The sequence below is a fragment of the Gordonia sp. NPDC003376 genome, from assembly GCF_053589235.1.
This window is the reverse complement of sequence record NZ_JBSFRM010000004.1, coordinates 115,981-133,103: the sequence shown is the minus strand read 5'-3', so window position 1 is coordinate 133,103 and position 17,123 is coordinate 115,981. Positions and strand designations below refer to the sequence as shown.

The 17,123-nt window shown below is 66.4% G+C and carries 15 protein-coding genes; 3 read left to right on the top strand and 12 right to left on the bottom strand.

Annotation, left to right across the window (positions count from 1 at the left end; translation table 11 throughout):
- Positions 1–49 precede the first annotated feature (49 nt).
- Positions 50–2,278 (bottom strand): bifunctional lysylphosphatidylglycerol flippase/synthetase MprF, encoded by a 2,229-nt coding sequence (locus ACWDUA_RS06330; RefSeq protein ID WP_449750156.1) that lies wholly within the window; start codon positions 2,276–2,278, stop codon positions 50–52.
- A 285-nt stretch (positions 2,279–2,563) separates the two neighbouring features.
- Between ACWDUA_RS06330 and ACWDUA_RS06325 the strand changes: the two genes are divergently transcribed.
- Positions 2,564–4,054, top strand: coding sequence for an alanine--tRNA ligase-related protein (locus ACWDUA_RS06325; protein WP_449750155.1), 1,491 nt, complete (start codon positions 2,564–2,566; stop codon positions 4,052–4,054).
- 28 nt (positions 4,055–4,082) lie between these two features.
- On the opposite strand, the gene ACWDUA_RS06320 is transcribed toward ACWDUA_RS06325, so the two are convergent.
- The 11 genes from ACWDUA_RS06320 to urtA form a co-directional block, all read right to left on the bottom strand.
- Positions 4,083–4,778 (bottom strand): urease accessory protein UreF, encoded by a 696-nt coding sequence (locus ACWDUA_RS06320; RefSeq protein WP_449750154.1) that lies wholly within the window; start codon positions 4,776–4,778, stop codon positions 4,083–4,085.
- Positions 4,762–5,349, bottom strand: a complete 588-nt coding sequence (locus tag ACWDUA_RS06315; protein ID WP_449750153.1) for an urease accessory protein UreE — start codon at positions 5,347–5,349, stop codon at positions 4,762–4,764. Before ACWDUA_RS06315 ends, ACWDUA_RS06320 begins: the two co-directional genes overlap by 17 nt.
- A 2-nt stretch (positions 5,350–5,351) precedes the next feature.
- Entirely contained in the window at positions 5,352–6,185 is an 834-nt protein-coding gene (locus ACWDUA_RS06310) for an urease accessory protein UreD (RefSeq protein ID WP_449750152.1), read from the bottom strand.
- Complete coding sequence (gene ureG / locus ACWDUA_RS06305) at positions 6,182–6,832, bottom strand: urease accessory protein UreG (protein WP_449750151.1); 651 nt, start codon at positions 6,830–6,832, stop codon at positions 6,182–6,184. Before ureG ends, ACWDUA_RS06310 begins: the two co-directional genes overlap by 4 nt.
- A gap of 8 nt (positions 6,833–6,840) precedes the next feature.
- Positions 6,841–8,556, bottom strand: a complete 1,716-nt coding sequence (gene ureC, locus ACWDUA_RS06300; protein WP_449750150.1) for an urease subunit alpha — start codon at positions 8,554–8,556, stop codon at positions 6,841–6,843.
- Complete coding sequence (locus ACWDUA_RS06295) at positions 8,534–9,313, bottom strand: urease subunit beta (protein ID WP_449750149.1); 780 nt, start codon at positions 9,311–9,313, stop codon at positions 8,534–8,536. The genes ureC and ACWDUA_RS06295 overlap by 23 nt, the downstream gene beginning before the upstream one ends.
- 15 nt (positions 9,314–9,328) lie before the next feature.
- Entirely contained in the window at positions 9,329–10,021 is a 693-nt protein-coding gene (urtE, locus tag ACWDUA_RS06290; RefSeq protein WP_449750148.1) for an urea ABC transporter ATP-binding subunit UrtE, read from the bottom strand.
- Between the two features lie 3 nt (positions 10,022–10,024).
- Complete coding sequence (gene urtD, locus ACWDUA_RS06285; protein WP_449750147.1) at positions 10,025–10,834, bottom strand: urea ABC transporter ATP-binding protein UrtD; 810 nt, start codon at positions 10,832–10,834, stop codon at positions 10,025–10,027.
- Positions 10,831–11,967: an urea ABC transporter permease subunit UrtC gene (urtC, locus tag ACWDUA_RS06280; RefSeq protein ID WP_449750146.1), complete on the bottom strand. Its 1,137-nt coding sequence runs from the start codon at positions 11,965–11,967 to the stop codon at positions 10,831–10,833. The genes urtD and urtC overlap by 4 nt, the downstream gene beginning before the upstream one ends.
- A complete protein-coding gene (gene urtB, locus ACWDUA_RS06275) occupies positions 11,964–12,848 on the bottom strand; it encodes an urea ABC transporter permease subunit UrtB (protein ID WP_449750145.1) in 885 nt (294 codons plus the stop codon). The genes urtC and urtB overlap by 4 nt, the downstream gene beginning before the upstream one ends.
- Positions 12,849–12,915: 67 nt before the next feature.
- Positions 12,916–14,196: an urea ABC transporter substrate-binding protein gene (gene urtA / locus ACWDUA_RS06270; RefSeq protein WP_449750144.1), complete on the bottom strand. Its 1,281-nt coding sequence runs from the start codon at positions 14,194–14,196 to the stop codon at positions 12,916–12,918.
- A gap of 264 nt (positions 14,197–14,460) precedes the next feature.
- On the opposite strand from urtA, the gene ACWDUA_RS06265 reads away from it, so the two are divergent.
- Entirely contained in the window at positions 14,461–15,447 is a 987-nt protein-coding gene (locus tag ACWDUA_RS06265) for a response regulator transcription factor (RefSeq protein WP_449750143.1), read from the top strand.
- Positions 15,448–15,477: 30 nt separating this feature from the next.
- The gene (locus tag ACWDUA_RS06260; RefSeq protein ID WP_449750336.1) at positions 15,478–16,485 is read left to right on the top strand and encodes a glycoside hydrolase family 26 protein; all 1,008 of its coding nucleotides are present in this window, start codon (positions 15,478–15,480) and stop codon (positions 16,483–16,485) included.
- Positions 16,486–17,123: the final 638 nt, after the last annotated feature.

The window sequence follows — 17,123 nt, the reverse complement described above, 5'->3', positions numbered from 1 at the left end:
GAGGACATGTGCGATCACGATGTCCGAGAATGCCTGCGACACCGCGGGACTAGTGGCCACCGTCGTCGCGGCTCACCGCCAGACGGGCGAGCTGCCCCGGGGTCGCGTCCGGCAGGTACGCCCGTGAGATGGCCACGCCGATCCGCGGAAGATCGCCTTCATCACGGTAGGCGAGGTACACGCCCTCATAGCGCGGGCTGAACTTCTTCTTGAACGCGTGGAGCGACCGGAACCCGTAGAACGGTTCCATTGCCGCGCCCAGGACGTCGAGCAGTCTGTCGGTCGCTGTGCGGTCGCCGGAATCGTCCGACGACGCCAGCGGCGCGCCGGACAGGGAGACGAACTCGGCGCCCTCGCCCTTGAACTCCATGAACGCCGAACCCAGGAGGAACTCGATGACCGGACCGAAACCGTCGGTGCGGCGCCGCATCACATCCAGGGTCCAACCGCGAATGGTGTTCTCGGGGCCGTAGACCGGTAGCCAGGACAGCACACCGTGGATGCTTCCGTCGGCGTCGACGGCCAGCGAGACCCGGACCTCCGGATCCAGGGCCTCATCGACCCCACCCAGGGTGAATCCCATCTCGGGCAGCCCCTTGTCGCCGACCCATTCCTCGGAGATCGCCTGGACCTGCGCCCGCACCGCGAAGGACTCGTCGGCCAGATGGGTGAGGCGATGGGTGATCTGCTCCTTCTTCGCCTTGTTGAGCGCCGATCGCACATGCTGCCAGCTCTTGCCCTTGTACTGCAGGTCCGGCAGGTCGACGATCGAGTCCTCGGCTATCTGAACTGTGCGCCAGCCCATCTCGCGTGCGATCGACGCGGTCTGGGTACCGATGGAGAACCAGCAGGGCACCAGGCCGCTGCTTTCGGCGAACCGGGTGAATGCCCGCGTGGTCTCCGCGACCTGGTCTGGTGCACACACCGGATCCGCCAGAGCGAGAAGGACACCCGCGCGCCGCTGATAGGTGACCACGGAACTCGGGTCGCCGGGGGCGTCGAACAGGTACTGGTTGTTGTCCCAGGTCGTCATCCACGACATGGTCCCGCCGCCGTAGGTGTGCAGTAGTTGCTTGACCGCATCGACCCCGGGACCGTCGGAGATACGGCTGCGGCCACGGACGGTGAAGGCGAACCGCCCACTGACGAGGATGCCGACCTCGGCGAGCCACAACAGCGAGGTGCCCAGCGTGACACCGCCTTCGGGCGCATAGTCGGCGACCGCCGCCAGGGTCACCGCGAGCACGACGGCGACGACGTTGAGTGAACCGAAGACCACCGTCACCCACCACGCCCATCGGCGCCCACGCCGCAATGCCATGGCGACGACCGCGATCACCGCGACGTGAACCCACATCACCCAGACCGAGGAATCGCCGGAATCGGTGGGCCCGAGCGGGCCCGATCCGGGGAAGAACCACACGAGGATCGACGATCCCGCGATCACGATGAGACCGGTGAAGCTCAGCAACCGGATCTCACGGCGGGTTCGCGGGGCGAATCCGCGTTCGGTGGTGCTGAACAACCGCTCGCCGGCCACCAGCATGATCACGAAAGCGACGAGATGGCACACGTCGGCGAAGGTGCCCTCGAAGAGAATCGACAGCGACACGTACGCGGTGAGCAGAAGCCGTGCCCGCAGACGCCACGGTGAGCGGAGGGTGGCGGTGGCAGCCGTGGCCGCTGCGACCACGCCGGTGGTCATGCCGACGTCGCGCACCGTCGACAGCTGCGTCGGCCAGTCCCAGCCGATCCCGCCGATGACGTCCGAGCTCAATCCCCAGGCGAACAGGCACGTCACCAGGATCCCCGCGAGCTGACCGACGATCATGACGACGAGTGTGCGGACGCTCCCCAGACGCCATTCGGCCCACGACGCCACGATCAGCAGAAGCGCGACGATGCTCGCCAGCTGGGCGGGCGTCAATCCGAACACCATGCAACTCAACGGAGTCCACCATTGACCATCACGCAGGGCCGGGACGCCGCAGGCGATGTCGGTGAACCAGCTCTTGTCCTCGGTGCTGACCCACAGCGTTCCCGTCACGAGCCCGACGACGAGGAGCACCGCGGCCAGGGTGATCGACACCGGCGCGTGCGCCGCGATGTCGCGGGCGTGGCGCCCGAACCGGGACAGCGACCGTGCGACGGCGCTGGATCGCAATGCGATTGCGCTGGATCGGAATACGTCGTCGGCGTCGGGAGCCTGCGCCTGTGTCGCGGCCGGCCCCGCATCTCCCGGCGTGCCGCCATCGGCCATCCCTGAAACCTCGGTCATGGGAATGATGGTAATTCATTCATTGTGGAGATCGACCGCCCGTAACGGTGACAACGTCAGATTGTGAACCATACAGATACTCTTTATGAAATAGGCTTGCCGAGCATTCTTGGCGTGTTGTAACGTCATTCTCACCTTTTCAGGTCAAAGGGGGATGCGCCGGTCGGGGCGCCTTCGATACGTTCGATTCGTATGTCCTCCACCAACCGAGTTCCACGAATGGATTGCACGTTTTCGGCAATCCGAATATGTCATCAATCGTGGTCGCAATGGAGCGCCGGATCGATGCGCCGTTCGTTCTTGATCGATGTGAGAATCGACCGCCCCGGATGGTCGACGGCGTTGTCGCAGACAAAGGAGTTCAGCCTGTTGAACGTGGAGGAGATTCGTCGAGGCTTTCTCGACCTCGTCGCAGCCCGTGACCACAAGATCCTGGATCGGGCGCCGCTCGTGCTGCGGGACGATCCGACGACCCTCTTCACCGGCAGTGGTATGCAGCCGCTGGTGCCCTATCTGCTCGGCGCCGACCATCCGCAGGGGGACATCCTCGCCGACGTCCAGCCCTGCCTGCGTTCACAGGACATCGACGAGGTCGGCGACAACCGTCACACCACGTTCTTCGAGATGCTCGGCAACTGGAGCCTCGGCGGGTACTTCAAGGACGAGCAGATCCGCATGCTCTGGGAGTTCCTCGTCGAGATCGTCGGCCTCGATCCGGCACGTCTCTACGTGAGCGTCTACTCCGGCGACGAGCAGCTCGGCGTTCCCCGCGACACCGACAGTGCAGCCATCTGGACCGAGTTGTTCACCGGCGCCGGGGTTTCGGCCGAGCACGTCGTGCTCGACACCGAAGAGCGCGGCAACGACGAGGGCCATCACGGGGCCCGCATCTGCTTCTACCGCGACAAGAACTGGTGGTCACGCGGAGGGGGACCCGAGACGATGCCGCTCGGCGATCCCGGCGGCCCCGACACCGAGGTCTTCTACTACTTCCCCCAGGTCGAGCACGACACCGCGTTCGGGCGCCACAGCCACCCGAACTCCGACGGCGGGCAGTTCCTGGAGATCGGCAACTCGGTGTTCATGCAGTTCACCCGCACCGAATCCGGTCTGAGCGAACTCGGCCGCCGCAACGTCGATTTCGGTGGTGGTCTGGAGCGTATCGCCGCGGCCGCCATCGACAGCCCCGATGTGTACCGGGTATCCACGCTGTGGCCGCTCATCGAGAGGCTGGAGACCCTCTCCGGCCGGACCTACGACGAGAACACGCATGCCATGCGGATCATCGCCGACCACATCCGGGGCGCGGTGTTCGTCATCGGTGACGGGGTGAAACCGGCCGGCAAGGAGCACGGGTACGTGCTACGGCGCCTGATCCGTCGCGCGATCCGGTTCGCCCACGGGCTGGAATTGCCCGACGCGGCGATCGGGGAGGTCGCACGCGTCGTCGTCGACACCTACGCCGACGCGTATCCGGACATCGCCGCGGCCGGTGACGACATCCTCGCGACCCTTGCCAAGGAGGAACGCTCCTTCCGACGCACCCTGGGAAAGGGACTGCGGGAGTTGCGACGTCTGGGCAAGGAGAACCGGCCGCTCACCGGTGAGGACTTCTACACTCTCTACGACCGGTACGGTTTCCCCGTCGAACTCTCCAGCGAGGAGGCATTCGCACGCGGTCTGACGGTCACCGACAACTGGCGCACCGAGTTCGACGAGTGCATCCGGCAACAGCGCGAGCGCTCGCAGGCCGGGAGCAAGCTCGGCGTCAGCTGACGGCCACCTCCGCGTTCTGATCCCGCGGCTAGGTGGCGAACAGTCGCGGCGCGTACTGCTCGTGCCGCATGCCCCAGATCTCGAGATCGATCGCGTTGCCGGTGATCTCCGACAGCGGAGTGGCCAGCACGACGTCGACGGCCTCCACCAGGTCGGGTGTCGCCTCGACGAGCGCCCGCTGCGCACTCATCGCGCCGAGCCTGCCGAGCCGCACCGAAACGCTCAGCGCCGACGACAACCCGGACCGGAGCGTCCCGAGCACCGCGGTCGGCTGATCGGTTCCCACCGCCGCCTGCAGTGCACCCTCGACCACGGCGATGTTGCCCGGGGTGCTGTCTCCACGCACGGCGTCGATGTACTCCTCTGCGCCGGTGGACAATCCGACGCGGAGTGCGGTATCGGCGAGGCGGCGCCCGGGATCCACCGATGCGGCGCGGGCATTCGCCGAGGTCTTGTACGCCCACAGCAGCCGGTCGAGTTCGATCAGTCGCGCGGTGTCCTCGGCGGCCCAGGCGTGCGCACCGACGACGGCGTCCAGCGACGCCAACGAGGCCAGGACGTAGTCGAGCGTCATGGCGATGATCGGGTGCGGACCGGCGTCGGGGTGGGCGCGCAGCCAGCTCTCCATGCCGCTGCTGTGCACCATCCGGCCGGCCGGGAACGCACTGTCGTGCATGGTCATCCACAATGCCTGTGCGGCCAGGGATTCAGTGCTCGTGGTCATCGTGGTGGATGTGGTCGGCGTGGTCACCGTCATGGGAGTGGCCATGCGCATGGTCATGGGAGTGGCCATGATGATCGGCCGACGTGTTGGACCAGCCGCGGCGGGCCAGTGCGGCCGGCCCCACCCGTCCGGCGATCTCCAGTGACGCCAACACCTCCTCGGCCGCGGACACACTGGTCATCAACGGCGTCGCCACCCGGTCTGCCGTCACATCCAGCGGGGCATGCTGATTGCCGAGAAGGTAACCGAGCAGCAGCATCCGACGAGCGCCGTCTTCTCCCGCATTGTCGGCGAAGTCGACGACGACCGACGTCTCGGCAGGGCGTCGGACCACCACGACGAGGCGTCCGTCGTCGAAGAGCACGGCACCGTCGTCGAGGAAGGAGCCGCGCGGCAACCGGATCCGCACCGTATGGCCGGCGTCGCTGCGGACGAGCTGTCGGTGTTTGCGGGCATCGCCCCACGTGATGTCGACGTGGGCGACGAGGCGGCCGCCGTACCGCGGGTCGTCGACGTGCCCGAGGAGCCCCTCGACGTCGATCACGGTGCCGGCGGAGAACAGGTCGGTCATGGTCATTCCTCTCGGAGTAGACGTTTCGGTGGCGGCTTCATGTCCAGCAGGACCCGCCGGTGGGTGGCGACGAGATCGGCGAGCAGTCGCCGCAGCGGTGGTGCATGGTCGGTCAGCACCCGCACCATCACGCCGATCGACTCGGGCAGCACGCTCACCCCGGCCACCAGTGGGCTCTGCAGGAGTCGTCGGTGGATCTCGTCGTGCAGTGCGGTCACGTCGTGTCGCGGCGCGACGATCAGGCCGGTGGCGAGGTAGTTCGCTCCGATCAGCCGTTCCGGTGGCCGGCGTTCGGCCGCGCCGACCCGGATCGCATCGCAGGCCGCGAGCGCACCGTCCACGCGCACCGTCGTACGTGTGCTGACGGTCCGGTAGCGGTATCGTTCACCGTGGCCGATCCGGCCGGCCGCGATCATCTCCCAGCCGACGAACACCCCCGCCCCCTCCACCGCGACCTCGGTGTCCTGGGCGAATCGGGCATCGGCATGCGGGATGATCTCGCGCGGTACATATTCCAGAACGCCACCATCACGAACGGTGAACCGCTGGGCGTGTGTGGCACCGGAACCCACGTCGCCGTCGAACACCTGCGTCGCCGATTGCGACGTCATCAGCAGATGACTCCCGGGGCCGACGGTGACGTCGGTGCACAGCGAGTCGTCGGCGAAGATCCCCCCGGACGGACTCTGGACACACAGGAACGCCGAGCGGGGATCGGCGTCGGCGTGGAGCGGCGCGGTGACCCGCTGCGGATAGGACTGCAACAGATGGGTCACGCGGGTCCGGCCGCGCCGGTCGGCGACGACGTCCACCTCCAGGGTCCCCTGCCGGGTCACACCGTGACCGGGTTCTCGGTGACCGGGATCTGGGCGATCGGGATCTGGGCACCCGAGATGATCTGGTCCACCACGGCATCCACACCCACCTGATTGCGGAGGTCGGTGAACAGGGTGGGTTTGGTGGGCCGGGCCACCGCACAGTCCGAGCGCATCAGGTCGAGATCGGCGCCGACCATCGGCGCGAGGTCGATCTTGTTGACCACCAGCAGATCCGCCTGCAGCAGTCCGATTCCCTGCTTGCGGGGGATGTCGTCACCCGCCGCGGTGTCGATCACGAACACCCAGAAGTCCACGAGGTCGCTGCTGAAGGTGGCGGCCAGGTTGTCGCCACCGGACTCGATGAGCACCACGTCGAGACCCGGATAGCGGCCGGCGAGCCGCTCGACGGCCGCGAGGTTCACCGACGGGTCCTCGCGGATCGCGGTGTGCGGGCACGCACCGGTCTCCACCGCGATGACGCGCTCGGGATCGATCAGTCCACTGCGCCGAACACGTTGCGCGTCCTCGTCGGTGACGAGATCGTTGGTGATCACGGCGATGTCGATGCCGCGGTCGGCCATCAACGGGACCAGCGACTCGACGAGGCGGGTCTTACCGGAGCCGACGGGGCCACCGATACCGATACGAATGGGATCTGCGGTCATGATCTCTCCTACTTCAGGGTGTACCGGCGTCCGAGCGGGACGCTGGTCATCGGGGTACTGGTGCACACCTGACCGTCGACGATCACCCGGTAGGTGTCGGGGTCGATCGTGATCTCCGGGAGGTGCGCGTTGTGCAGGAAGTCCGCCTTGGACAGCCGGCGGGCGCCGCTGCACCCGATCAGCGGGGTGGACAGGCCCAGCCGATCGCCGAGACCGCCCTCCACCGCGGCACGGGCGGCGAAGGTCACCGACACGTCGGCCGGTGTGCGTCCGTACGCCGCCCACTGCGGACGGTATTTCAGTGGCTCACATGTCATCAGCGAGGCATTGGACTCCCCCATCACCGACCATGCCGGGAAGCCGCCCTTGAACACCACCTCGGGCCGGATACCGAAGAACTTCGGCTCCCAGAGCACGATGTCGGCGAGCTTACCCGGCTCCAACGAGCCCACCTCGTGGTCGATCCCGAACATGATGGCCGGGTTGATGGTCAGCTTGGCGATGTAGCGCAGGATGCGCTGGTTGTCGGCGCCGGTGCCCACATCGTCCGGCAACGCACCACGGGTGGCCCGCATATGCGACGCCAACTGCCAGGTGCGGGCGATGGTCTCACCGATCCGACCCATTCCCTGCGAGTCCGATCCCATCGCCGAGATGGCACCCAGATCGTGCAGCACGTCCTCGGCGGCGATGGTCTCGCGACGGATACGCGACTCCGCGAAGGCCACGTCCTCCGGGATCCGCGGGTTGAGATGGTGGCACACCATCACCATGTCGAGGTGCTCGTCGAAGGTATTGAGGGTATACGGGTTGGTCGGATTGGTCGACGACGGAAGGCAATTGGGCTCACCGACCACCTGCATGATGTCGGGGGCGTGACCGCCGCCCGCGCCCTCGGCGTGGTAGGTGTGGATCGCCCGTCCGGCGATCGCACGCATCGTGTCCTCGTAGAACCCGGCCTCGTTGAGGGTGTCGCTGTGGATCTGCACCTGCAGGTCGAGTTCGTCACCGGCATCGAGAGAGGCCCGGATGGCGGCCGGGGTGGCACCCCAGTCCTCGTGGATCTTGTAGCCGATCGCCCCGGCGAGTCCCTGTTCGATCAACGGCGCGGTGGACGCCGCACTGCCGTTGGCCAGGAACCCGAAGTTCATCGGGAACGCCTCTGCCGCATGCAACATCCGGGCAAGGTTGGTCGGTCCGGAACTGGTGATCCCGACGGTGACCGGGCCGAGGCCGCCACCGATCATCGTGGTGATCCCGCTGGAGATCGCCTCCTCCACGAGTCCCGCACTGTCGAAGTGGACGTGCACGTCGATCGCACCGGCGGTGGCGATCATCCCCTCACCGGAACGGATGTCGGTTCCGGCGCCGATGACGAGTTCGGGGTCGACACCGTCCTGGGTGGCCGGGTTGCCGGCCTTCCCCACCCCGGCGATCCGTCCGTCCTTGATCCCGATGTCGGCCTTGCGGATTCCCAGGACCGCGTCGATGATCACCACGTTGGTGATCACGAAGTCCAGCGCGCCGTCGGCGTTGGTGACGGCATTGTCGACGGCCATCCCCTCGCGCATCGTCTTGCCCCCGCCGAACACCGACTCGTCGCCGTAGACGGTGGCGTCGGCGTCGATGCGTGCCAGCAACTCGGTGTCGGCCAGGCGAATCCGGTCTCCGGTGGTGGGACCGAAGAGTTCGGCGTAGTGCTTACGCGTCAGGCGCTGTGCCATCGGCTTCTCCTAACGTGTCGTCGGCCGTACCCGTGCTGCCCGGCAGTCCGGCGCTGTCCAGGAACCCGTTGGCGTGCAGGCGTTCCATCAAGTCGGTTCCGGGCGCACCGACTGTGGTGGCATTGGTCATGTCGTTGAGACCGGTGATGGTCCTGCTGCCACCGAAGGCGACCAGTTCGACGTCGTGGTCGGCGCCCGGTTCGAATCGGATCGCCGTGCCCGACGGGATGTCCAGCCGCATCCCGAAGGCGGCACGGCGGTCGAATCGCAACGCGCGGTTGGCCTCGAAGAAGTGGAAGTGCGAGCCCACCTGCACCGGCCGGTCACCGGTGTTGGTGACGGTGACCGAGCACGTGGCACGGTCGGCGTTGATGACGATGTCCTCGTCGTCGAACAGGATCTCACCGGGGGTGTGCCGGTCGCCCGCCCGATCGGCGGTGACGGTCTCCGTACCCGGACGGATCGGGTCGTGCACGGTGACCAGTTTCTGCCCGTCGTCGAAGAATCCTTCGACCTGAACCGAGCCGATGAGGTCGGGCACGCCGGGCAGCACGTCGTCGTCGGTGAGCAGCGATGCGCCCAGAGCAGCGGCCTCGGCCACCGACGCGCCGCTCCGGGCGGCCTCGGCCACCTCGTCGGCGATCAGCGCCCGCGCCTCCGGATAGGTCAGGGCCAGACCGCGATTGCGTCGGCGCCGGGCCAGTTCTGCTGCCAGGAACAGCAGGAGCCGGTCTTCGTCTTTGGGGGTCAGATGCACGTGTCACTCCTCGGATCAGATGGCCATCGCGTCGCGCACGGCGTCGGACGCCGCGGTGCCGCCGGTTCCGGACGAGACCACCGAGCCCGATTGCATGACGTAGTAGCGCTCGGCCGAACTGAGCGCGAAACCCACGTGCTGCTCGACGAGCAGGGCGGCGAGCCGATTGCCCGAGGTGAGCTGACCGATCGCCGCCTCGATCTCGGCGACCACGTTGGGCTGGATGCCCTCGGTGGGTTCGTCGAGGATCAGCAGCCGGGGGTCGGTGAGCAACGCCCGCGCGATGGCCAGCTGCTGACGCTGCCCGCCGGAGAGCAGTCCCGCACGGCGGGACATGATCTGGGTGAGTGCCGGGAACAGGTCGACGACCTCGTCGATCGCCGACTTCGGGCGGCGATGGCTCTCGGCGACGACGGTCAGGTTCTCGGCCGTGGTGAGCCGGCCGAACGAGACCTGCCCCTGCGGGACGTAGGCGATACCACGACGGATCCGCAGGTGCGGCCGCATCGTGGTGAGGTCCTCACCGTCGAACTCGATGCGCCCCGAGTGCGTCTTGACCAGTCCCAGACAGGCTTTCAGCAGGGTGGTCTTGCCCGCACCGTTGTGCCCCATCACCGCGGTCACCGAGTTCTCGCGAACGGTGAGATCGACGTCGTGCACGATCACGGTACGGCCGTATCCGGCGCTGACAGCTGTGAGTTTCAACATGATTCAGTCCTCTGTGCCGACGTTCGAGGTGCCGAGGTAGACCTCTTGCACGCGGGGATCGTTCTGGACCTCGGCGACCGACCCCTCCGAGAGCACCTTTCCGGCGGCCATGACGGTGACCGAGGTCGCGTAGTTGCGCATGAACTCCATGTCGTGCTCGACCACCACCACGGTGCGTTCGCCACCGAGCCGGCGCAACAGTTCCCCGGTCTCGACGCGCTCGTCGTGGTTCATCCCGGCGACCGGCTCGTCGAGGAGCAGCACCTTGGCGTCCTGCACCAGGAGCATCCCGATCTCCAGCCACTTCTTCTGGCCGTGCGCGAGAATCCCTGCGGGACGGTCCCGATGGTGGGTGAGGCCCGTGGTCTCGAGTGCCTGCTCGACGATCTCGGGGACGCCGTGCCGGGCTCGCAGGCGATTCCAGAAGCTGCGGCCAGCCCCGCCGGCGATGTCGAGATTCTGTGTCACCGTGAGGTTGTCGAAGACGCTCGGTGTCTGGAAGGTGCGTCCCACCCCGGCACGGTTGATCTGGTGCGGTTTGAGACCGAGAAGCTGGCTGCCGGACTTGGTGATGTCGCCGGTGGCCGGCACCAGTCCGGTGATCGCGTCGATCAGGGTGGTCTTGCCCGCGCCGTTGGGTCCGATCAGGAAGCGGAGGTCGCCCTGGAAGAGGGTGAGATCGACGCCGTCGATTGCGCGGAACCCGTCGAAATCGACCACCAGGTTCCGGATCTCGAGATACTGCGATTCCATGCCGGCGTTACCACCAGGTCGCGGAACGGGATTGGGTTCGTGGGTGTGTGCGGCGGTCATCGGGCCGGCTCCTCGAGAGTGCTGGAATCGGTGGTGCCGGCGCCCCGGACCGACTCGATATCGGTGGTGATGTTGTCGTTCCGGCCGGTGCCGCCGTCGCGGCGTCGGATCAGGGCGGCGATACCGGCGATACCGGCCGGGAAGAAGCCGATCACCGCGATGAACAGCAGTCCCTGCAGGTAGGTCCAGGCCTCCGGGAAGGAGTCCGACAGGTACGACTGCGCCCAGGCCACACCGACCGCACCGAGCAGCGGTCCGACCAGCGTGGTGCGGCCACCGATGGCGACACCGATCAGGAAGGCGATCGACGGGACCACACCCACGTCGGTCGGCGAGATGATCCCGACGATGGGGACGAACATCGCTCCGGCCACCGAGGCGAACAGTGCCGACACCATGAAGGCCACCACCTTGGCGTTCGCAGGATCGTAGCCCAGGAAACGGACCCGCTCCTCCTGGTCACGGATGGCCACCAGCAGCTCACCCCAACGACTGCGCATCAGCTGCCGGACCGCGGCGAGGGCCACCAGGACGAGCGCGGCGACGATGAAGAACAGCATCCGCCGGTTGACCGGATCGGCGAGGTCGTATCCGAAGAACGAGTTGAAGCGGTTGATGCCGTTGCTGCCACCCAGCGACTGTTCGCCGACGAGGTAGACCGCGAAGGCCGCGGCCAGCGCCTGGCTGATGATGGCGAAGTAGGCACCTTTCACCCGTCGTCGGAACATCATCAGGCCCAACAGTCCGGCCACCGCAGTGGGGATCACGATGATCGCGAGGATGGTGAACAGGCCCGATCCGAACGGCGTCCAGAACCAGGGCACCGAGTCGGCCCCGGCGAAACGCAGGAAGTCGGGGACGCCGCTGCCGGCGAGCGAGGCGTCGGTGAGTTTGAGGTGCATCGCCATCATGTACGCACCGAGACCGAAGAACACTCCCTGACCCAGGGTGAGCATTCCGCCTCTGCCCCAGGCCAATCCGATGCCAATGGCGACCAGACCGAAGCACAGGAACTTGGCGAGCAGACCGAGGCTGTAGTCGGAGAGGGCGAGCGGGGCGATGACGAACAACAGGAGTGCACCGACGCCGAAGCCGGCCAGTGTCCGTACAGGCTGTGTGCCAAGGTTTCTCATGCGAGGCTCCTGGTCTTGACGGTGAACAGACCCTGCGGGCGCGCCTGCAGGAAGGCGATGACGACGAGGAAGACGAGGACCTTGGCCGTCGATGCGGTGGTGCCGAACTCGATGAAGGAGTTGAGGAGCCCCAGCGCGAAGGCGGCCACCACCGCGCCCTTGATCTGGCCGAGCCCGCCGACCACCACCACGAGGAAGGCGTCGACGATGTAGCTCTGACCCATCGTCGAACTGGTGGGTCCGATCAGGGTGAGGGCCACACCGGCGAGTCCGGCGAGTCCCGATCCGATCATGAAGGTGCTCAGATCGGTTCGGCGCGAGGAGATGCCGGAGGTCTGCGCCAGCTGCCGGTTGTCGATCACCGCACGGATACGACGCCCCAGCGGGGTGGTCTGCATGGCGGTGATGACGCCGATGACGGCGATGACTGCCAACGCCAGGATGAACAGCCGGGCCTTGGGGACCGCGGCACCGAGCACCGAGATCTCACCGATCAGCCACGACGGCGGCGGTGTGCTCACCGCCGGAGCCCCGAAGATCTGGCGGGCAAGCTGCTGCATGATCAGGCCCACACCGAAGGTCACCAGCAGGGTGTCCAGCGGACGGTCGTACATCCGGCGGATGAGCAGGATCTCGAGCAGTCCACCGATCAGGGCACCCACCGCGGCGCCCGCGATCAGGGAGGTGAACAGCGACAGGCCCGTCGACGACATCCCGCTGGAGATCACGTAGGCGGTGTAGGCGCCGGCCATCATGATCTCGCCGTGCGCCATGTTGATGACGCCCATCTGGCCGAAGGTCAGCGACAGGCCCAGCGCGGCGAGCAACAGGATGGACCCGAGGCTGAGACCGATGAACAGTTGTCCGATCAGAGTATCCATGGCGTGGTCCTTGTTGACGTGAGAAGTGCTGCGGAACAGTGGATTCGGGGCGTCAGATGGTGGCGCATCATCGATCTCCGATCCCGGAGGCCCAGGTGTAGGTACGCAGGAACGGGTCCGGCTCGATCGGAGCGGGTGACCGCCACACCTGCTCGATGAGGCCGGAGTCGGCGACGCGTCCGATGCGGGCGGTCTTGGTGACGTGGTGGTTGTCACCGTCGACGGTGACGAGGCCCTCCGGGGCGTCGTAGCTGACACCGTCGGCGTTCGCGGCCACCGCGTCGGGGGTGAAGGCACCTGCTCTCTCCACCATGGCCTTCCACAGATGGACTGCGGTGTAGGCCGATTCCATGGGGTCGGAGGTGACCCGCGACGCACCGAATCGTTTCCTGAAGTTCGCCACGAAGGTGTTGTTGATCGGGGTGTCCAGGGATTGGTAGTAGTTCCACGACGACAGCTGCCCGACGATGGATGCGGCGCCGATGCTCTTGACCTCTTCCTCTCCGACACACATCGACATCACCGGCATGGTCTCGGCGCTGAGTCCGACGTTGTTGTACTCGCGGAAGAAGGAGACCAGCGAGTCGCCGACGACGACGTTGAACACCGCGTCGGCACCGGAGCCGCGGATCTTGTTGAGGATGGTGGCGAAATCGGTGGTACCGAGCGGGGCGTAGTCCTCTCCCTTGATCTCGATCCCATGTGCCTCTGCGTATTTCCGGACGATCGCATTGGATGTGCGCGGGAAGACGTAGTCGCTGCCGACCAGGTACAGCGAGGTGACGCCCTGCTCACGCAGGTAGTCGAGCGCGGGGATGATCTGCTGGTTGGTGGTCGCGCCGGTGTAGTAGATGTTCGGCGAGCTCTCGAGACCCTCGTACTGCTGTCCGTAGTACAGCAGTGCTCCGGTGTTCTCGAAGACCGGCAGCATCGCCTTGCGGCTGGCCGAGGTGTAGCCACCGAAAACCGCTGCGACACAGTCACTGCTGACCAGCTTCTGGGCCTTCTGCGCAAAGATCGTCGGATCGGACGCGCCGTCCTCGGAGGTCAGCCGGAGCTGTTTGCCGAGAACCCCGCCGTCGGTGTTGATCTCGGAGACGGCCATGGTGATCGCGTCGTGGATCACGGTCTCGCTGGCCGCCAGACCACCGGTGAGCGAGTTGATCGATCCGATCGCGATCTCCGAACCGCTGGTGTCGAGACAGTTCACGCGTCCGAGGCTGCTCTCGCTGTCGGTGGCCTCACGGCCGCAGCCCGAGAGCATCAGGCCGGTGATCACCGCGAGGATCGTCACGGCGAGCAACGTCCGCCGTCGGGGTCCGGCGCCACGTGTAAGAGGCGGATACATCGGGGTTCTCCTGACTCGGGAACGTCCGCCGAATGACCGGGGACGGTGAGGGCATGAGGCGTACGACGCTGTACGGGGTGCATCGAATGTATGAATTCGGCAGTGGCACCGGCATCGGGTGAACTCCCCATCTTCACCCGCAGCCGCGTTACGTCAAGGTTTCGCCCGGGGCATCGTCGCAGGTGAGGACACCACGAAACACGGGCGAAACGGTTGTACGACAGACTGAGTGTCCATTTTCCGGCGCACGAGGACGGGAGCATCATGCGGACTGCCGGTATCGGCGCATACCAGGAGGTCATGCGCAGTACGGCCGACCTGAACACGCGAGCCGACGAACTGCTGATGGCGCTGGGCGAGCGGGTCAGATCGTCGGCGAGCGCCATCTGCTTGTGGGATCCGCTGGCCGGACGACACGTCACCCTCGCCAACCACCACTACCCGAATACGGTGATGGCGCACTTCAACAGCTGGTTCGTCGCCAACGACCCGCTGTTCAAGCAGATGGAGCGGGCGTCGTCGGGGGCGCTGCGGTGGCGCGATTTCCCCGACTATCGGCGATCGCACTCGGTGACCAATGTGTTCACCCCGGCCGGCTTCGACGAGGGGTTGTCGGTGCGTCTGGTGACCGCGGCCGGCGTCTATGCCGGCACGCTGCACGTGAACTCCGACGACCGCCGCTATCCCCGTGACAGTGATGTCGACGAGATCAACCGGCTTCGATTCGGGGTGGCCTCACTGCTCGACGTGACGACACGGCCGACGCTGGTGGCCGACTTCCTGGCACCCGGCCAACCGGCGTGGCTGGTCGACGCCGACGGCCGATGCCACACTCTCCGGGACGATCACCTGCCGCTCGACCTGATCGATCCGACGCTGCTGGCCGTGATCAAGGACGTCGTCGGCGTCGACCGGCGATTCCGTTGGTGCGACGACGCAGGCACCTGGTATCTCGTGCGCTTGATCCCGGCCACCCCGCGACACAACGCAGCCCTACGCACCGGCCTGGTCATGGTCACGCCCGAACCACTGCCGTTCGGGCTCACCACCCGTGAACTCGAGGTCACCACGTTCGTGGCCCGCGGCATGACCACCCAGAAGATCGCCGACACCCTGACGATCAGCGCGAAGACCGTCGGGCATCACATCGAACACATCCTCGGCAAGACCGGCGTCGACAATCGGGTTGCACTCGCCGCGTTGGCAAGCCAGCACGGACTGGTCGCAGGACACCTCCTCACCAACAGCTGAGGGACACCACCCCCTACGATTGCAGGCGTGATGCCCCGACCCGCCGCCGACGGACTCGCCGGCAGGTCCCGGCGTGACGTCCTGCGATTCGGCGTTGTCGGTGGTCTCGCGCTGGCGGCCACGGCGTGCGCATCGGCGGCGGAGCAACCGTCCTCGTCGAGCACTCCTCCGCGCGCAGAACACCGATGGGGGGCGTTCATCCCGTCGGTGATGGCGTCGGAATCCGGGCGATCGCCGATCACCGGGCTCGGCACCCTCGCCGGTGCCGCGCCGGCATACCTGCATCGATTCTGCGCTATCGGCGACTCGGTACCCACCGCAGATCTCGATGCCATCGCCGGGGCGGGAGCCACCCCACTGCTGACCCTGGAGCCGTGGCGACCCGACGGTGGTCTCGTGCAGCCCGGGTTCGCGTTGTCGAAGATCGCCGCGGGCGCCTTCGACGCCGACCTGACCCGCTGGGGTCGCGGCCTCGCCGAGTGGGGAAAGCCGATCCTGCTGCGCTTCGCCCAGGAGATGAACGGGACCTGGTATCCCTGGGCTGTCGGGGTCAACGGCACCACCGCTGCCGACTACCGTGCCGCATTCCGCCGGGTGCGGTCGGTGATCACCGCGCAGGGCGCCACGCAGGTGCGGTTCGTGTGGGCGCCGAATGCGATCACTCTGGGCACCAACCCATTCGCTGATTCATTCCCCGGAACGGACCAGGTCGACGTCCTCGGCCTGGACGGCTACAACTGGGGCGAGGCACCCGGCCATCACTGGCAGGCGGCAGGCGACCTGTTCACGCCGAGCCTCGATGCACTGCGCGCCCTCGACGCCGAGCATCCGATCCTGATCACCGAGGTCGCTTCCGCCGACGGCCCGATCCCCGAGCAGAAGGCCGCCTGGATTCGGGACTTCTTCGGAATCGTGCACACCCAGTATCACGTAGAGGGTTTCGTCTGGTTCCAGACCGACAAAGAGCGCGACTGGCGATTCAACTCGACGTCGGCAAGCCTCGAAGCATTCCGAGCAGGTGTCGCCGCCCTGCGGTGAACTGCGACCAGTCCTGTGAATCGATAGGATTGCCCTGCTTGATATCTGGTGTATCGGGAGGTGGTCACCACCCGGCGCAGGCGACAGATGTTTCGACACAGTCTTGCTCGATCAGCCACCGCTGGTTGCTGGTTGAGTTGAGCCGACGAGGAGCGAAGCGACGAGGAGTGTCGAAACCTCACCTCAGCGGAGGGCACCTCCCGGCGCACGCTGCGGAGATTTCGACACGGGTCCTCGCTATGCTCGGTCCCGGCTCAATCATCGAGTGCTGCACGATGGTTGAGCCGACGAGACGAGTCGACTCGGGTCCTCGCGATGCCCGGTCCCGGCTCAATCATCCAGCTGCAGTTGGTGGTTGAGCCGATGAGGAGCGAAGCGACGAGACGAGTCGAAACCTCGGACGGCTGAAGTCTGGACGTGACCACCTCCGAGGCGGTCACCATCCGAGGCAGTCTCCAGAGACTTCGACACGGGTCCTCGCGATGCTCGGTCCCGGCTCAATCACCAACGGGCAGGTGGTGGTTGAGCCGGTGAGGAGCGACGCGACGAGACGAGTCGAAACCTCGGACGGCTGAAGTCTGGACGTGACCACCTCCGAGGCGGTCACCATCCGAGGCAGTCTCCAGAGACTTCGACAC

Excerpts from the sequence above, each read along its gene's own strand:
- ACWDUA_RS06330 (WP_449750156.1), bottom strand. The coding sequence starts at position 2,278 with ATGACCGAGGTTTCAGGGATGGCCGATGGCGGCACGCCGGGAGATGCG.
- ACWDUA_RS06325 (WP_449750155.1), top strand. The coding sequence starts at position 2,564 with ATGCGCCGTTCGTTCTTGATCGATGTGAGAATCGACCGCCCCGGATGG.
- ACWDUA_RS06320 (WP_449750154.1), bottom strand. The coding sequence starts at position 4,778 with ATGACCACGAGCACTGAATCCCTGGCCGCACAGGCATTGTGGATGACC.
- ACWDUA_RS06315 (WP_449750153.1), bottom strand. The coding sequence starts at position 5,349 with ATGACCGACCTGTTCTCCGCCGGCACCGTGATCGACGTCGAGGGGCTC.
- ureG (WP_449750151.1), bottom strand. The coding sequence starts at position 6,832 with ATGACCGCAGATCCCATTCGTATCGGTATCGGTGGCCCCGTCGGCTCC.
- ureC (WP_449750150.1), bottom strand. The coding sequence starts at position 8,556 with ATGGCACAGCGCCTGACGCGTAAGCACTACGCCGAACTCTTCGGTCCC.
- urtE (WP_449750148.1), bottom strand. The coding sequence starts at position 10,021 with ATGTTGAAACTCACAGCTGTCAGCGCCGGATACGGCCGTACCGTGATC.
- urtD (WP_449750147.1), bottom strand. The coding sequence starts at position 10,834 with ATGACCGCCGCACACACCCACGAACCCAATCCCGTTCCGCGACCTGGT.
- urtC (WP_449750146.1), bottom strand. The coding sequence starts at position 11,967 with ATGAGAAACCTTGGCACACAGCCTGTACGGACACTGGCCGGCTTCGGC.
- urtB (WP_449750145.1), bottom strand. The coding sequence starts at position 12,848 with ATGGATACTCTGATCGGACAACTGTTCATCGGTCTCAGCCTCGGGTCC.
- urtA (WP_449750144.1), bottom strand. The coding sequence starts at position 14,196 with ATGTATCCGCCTCTTACACGTGGCGCCGGACCCCGACGGCGGACGTTG.
- ACWDUA_RS06265 (WP_449750143.1), top strand. The coding sequence starts at position 14,461 with ATGCGGACTGCCGGTATCGGCGCATACCAGGAGGTCATGCGCAGTACG.
- ACWDUA_RS06260 (WP_449750336.1), top strand. The coding sequence starts at position 15,478 with ATGCCCCGACCCGCCGCCGACGGACTCGCCGGCAGGTCCCGGCGTGAC.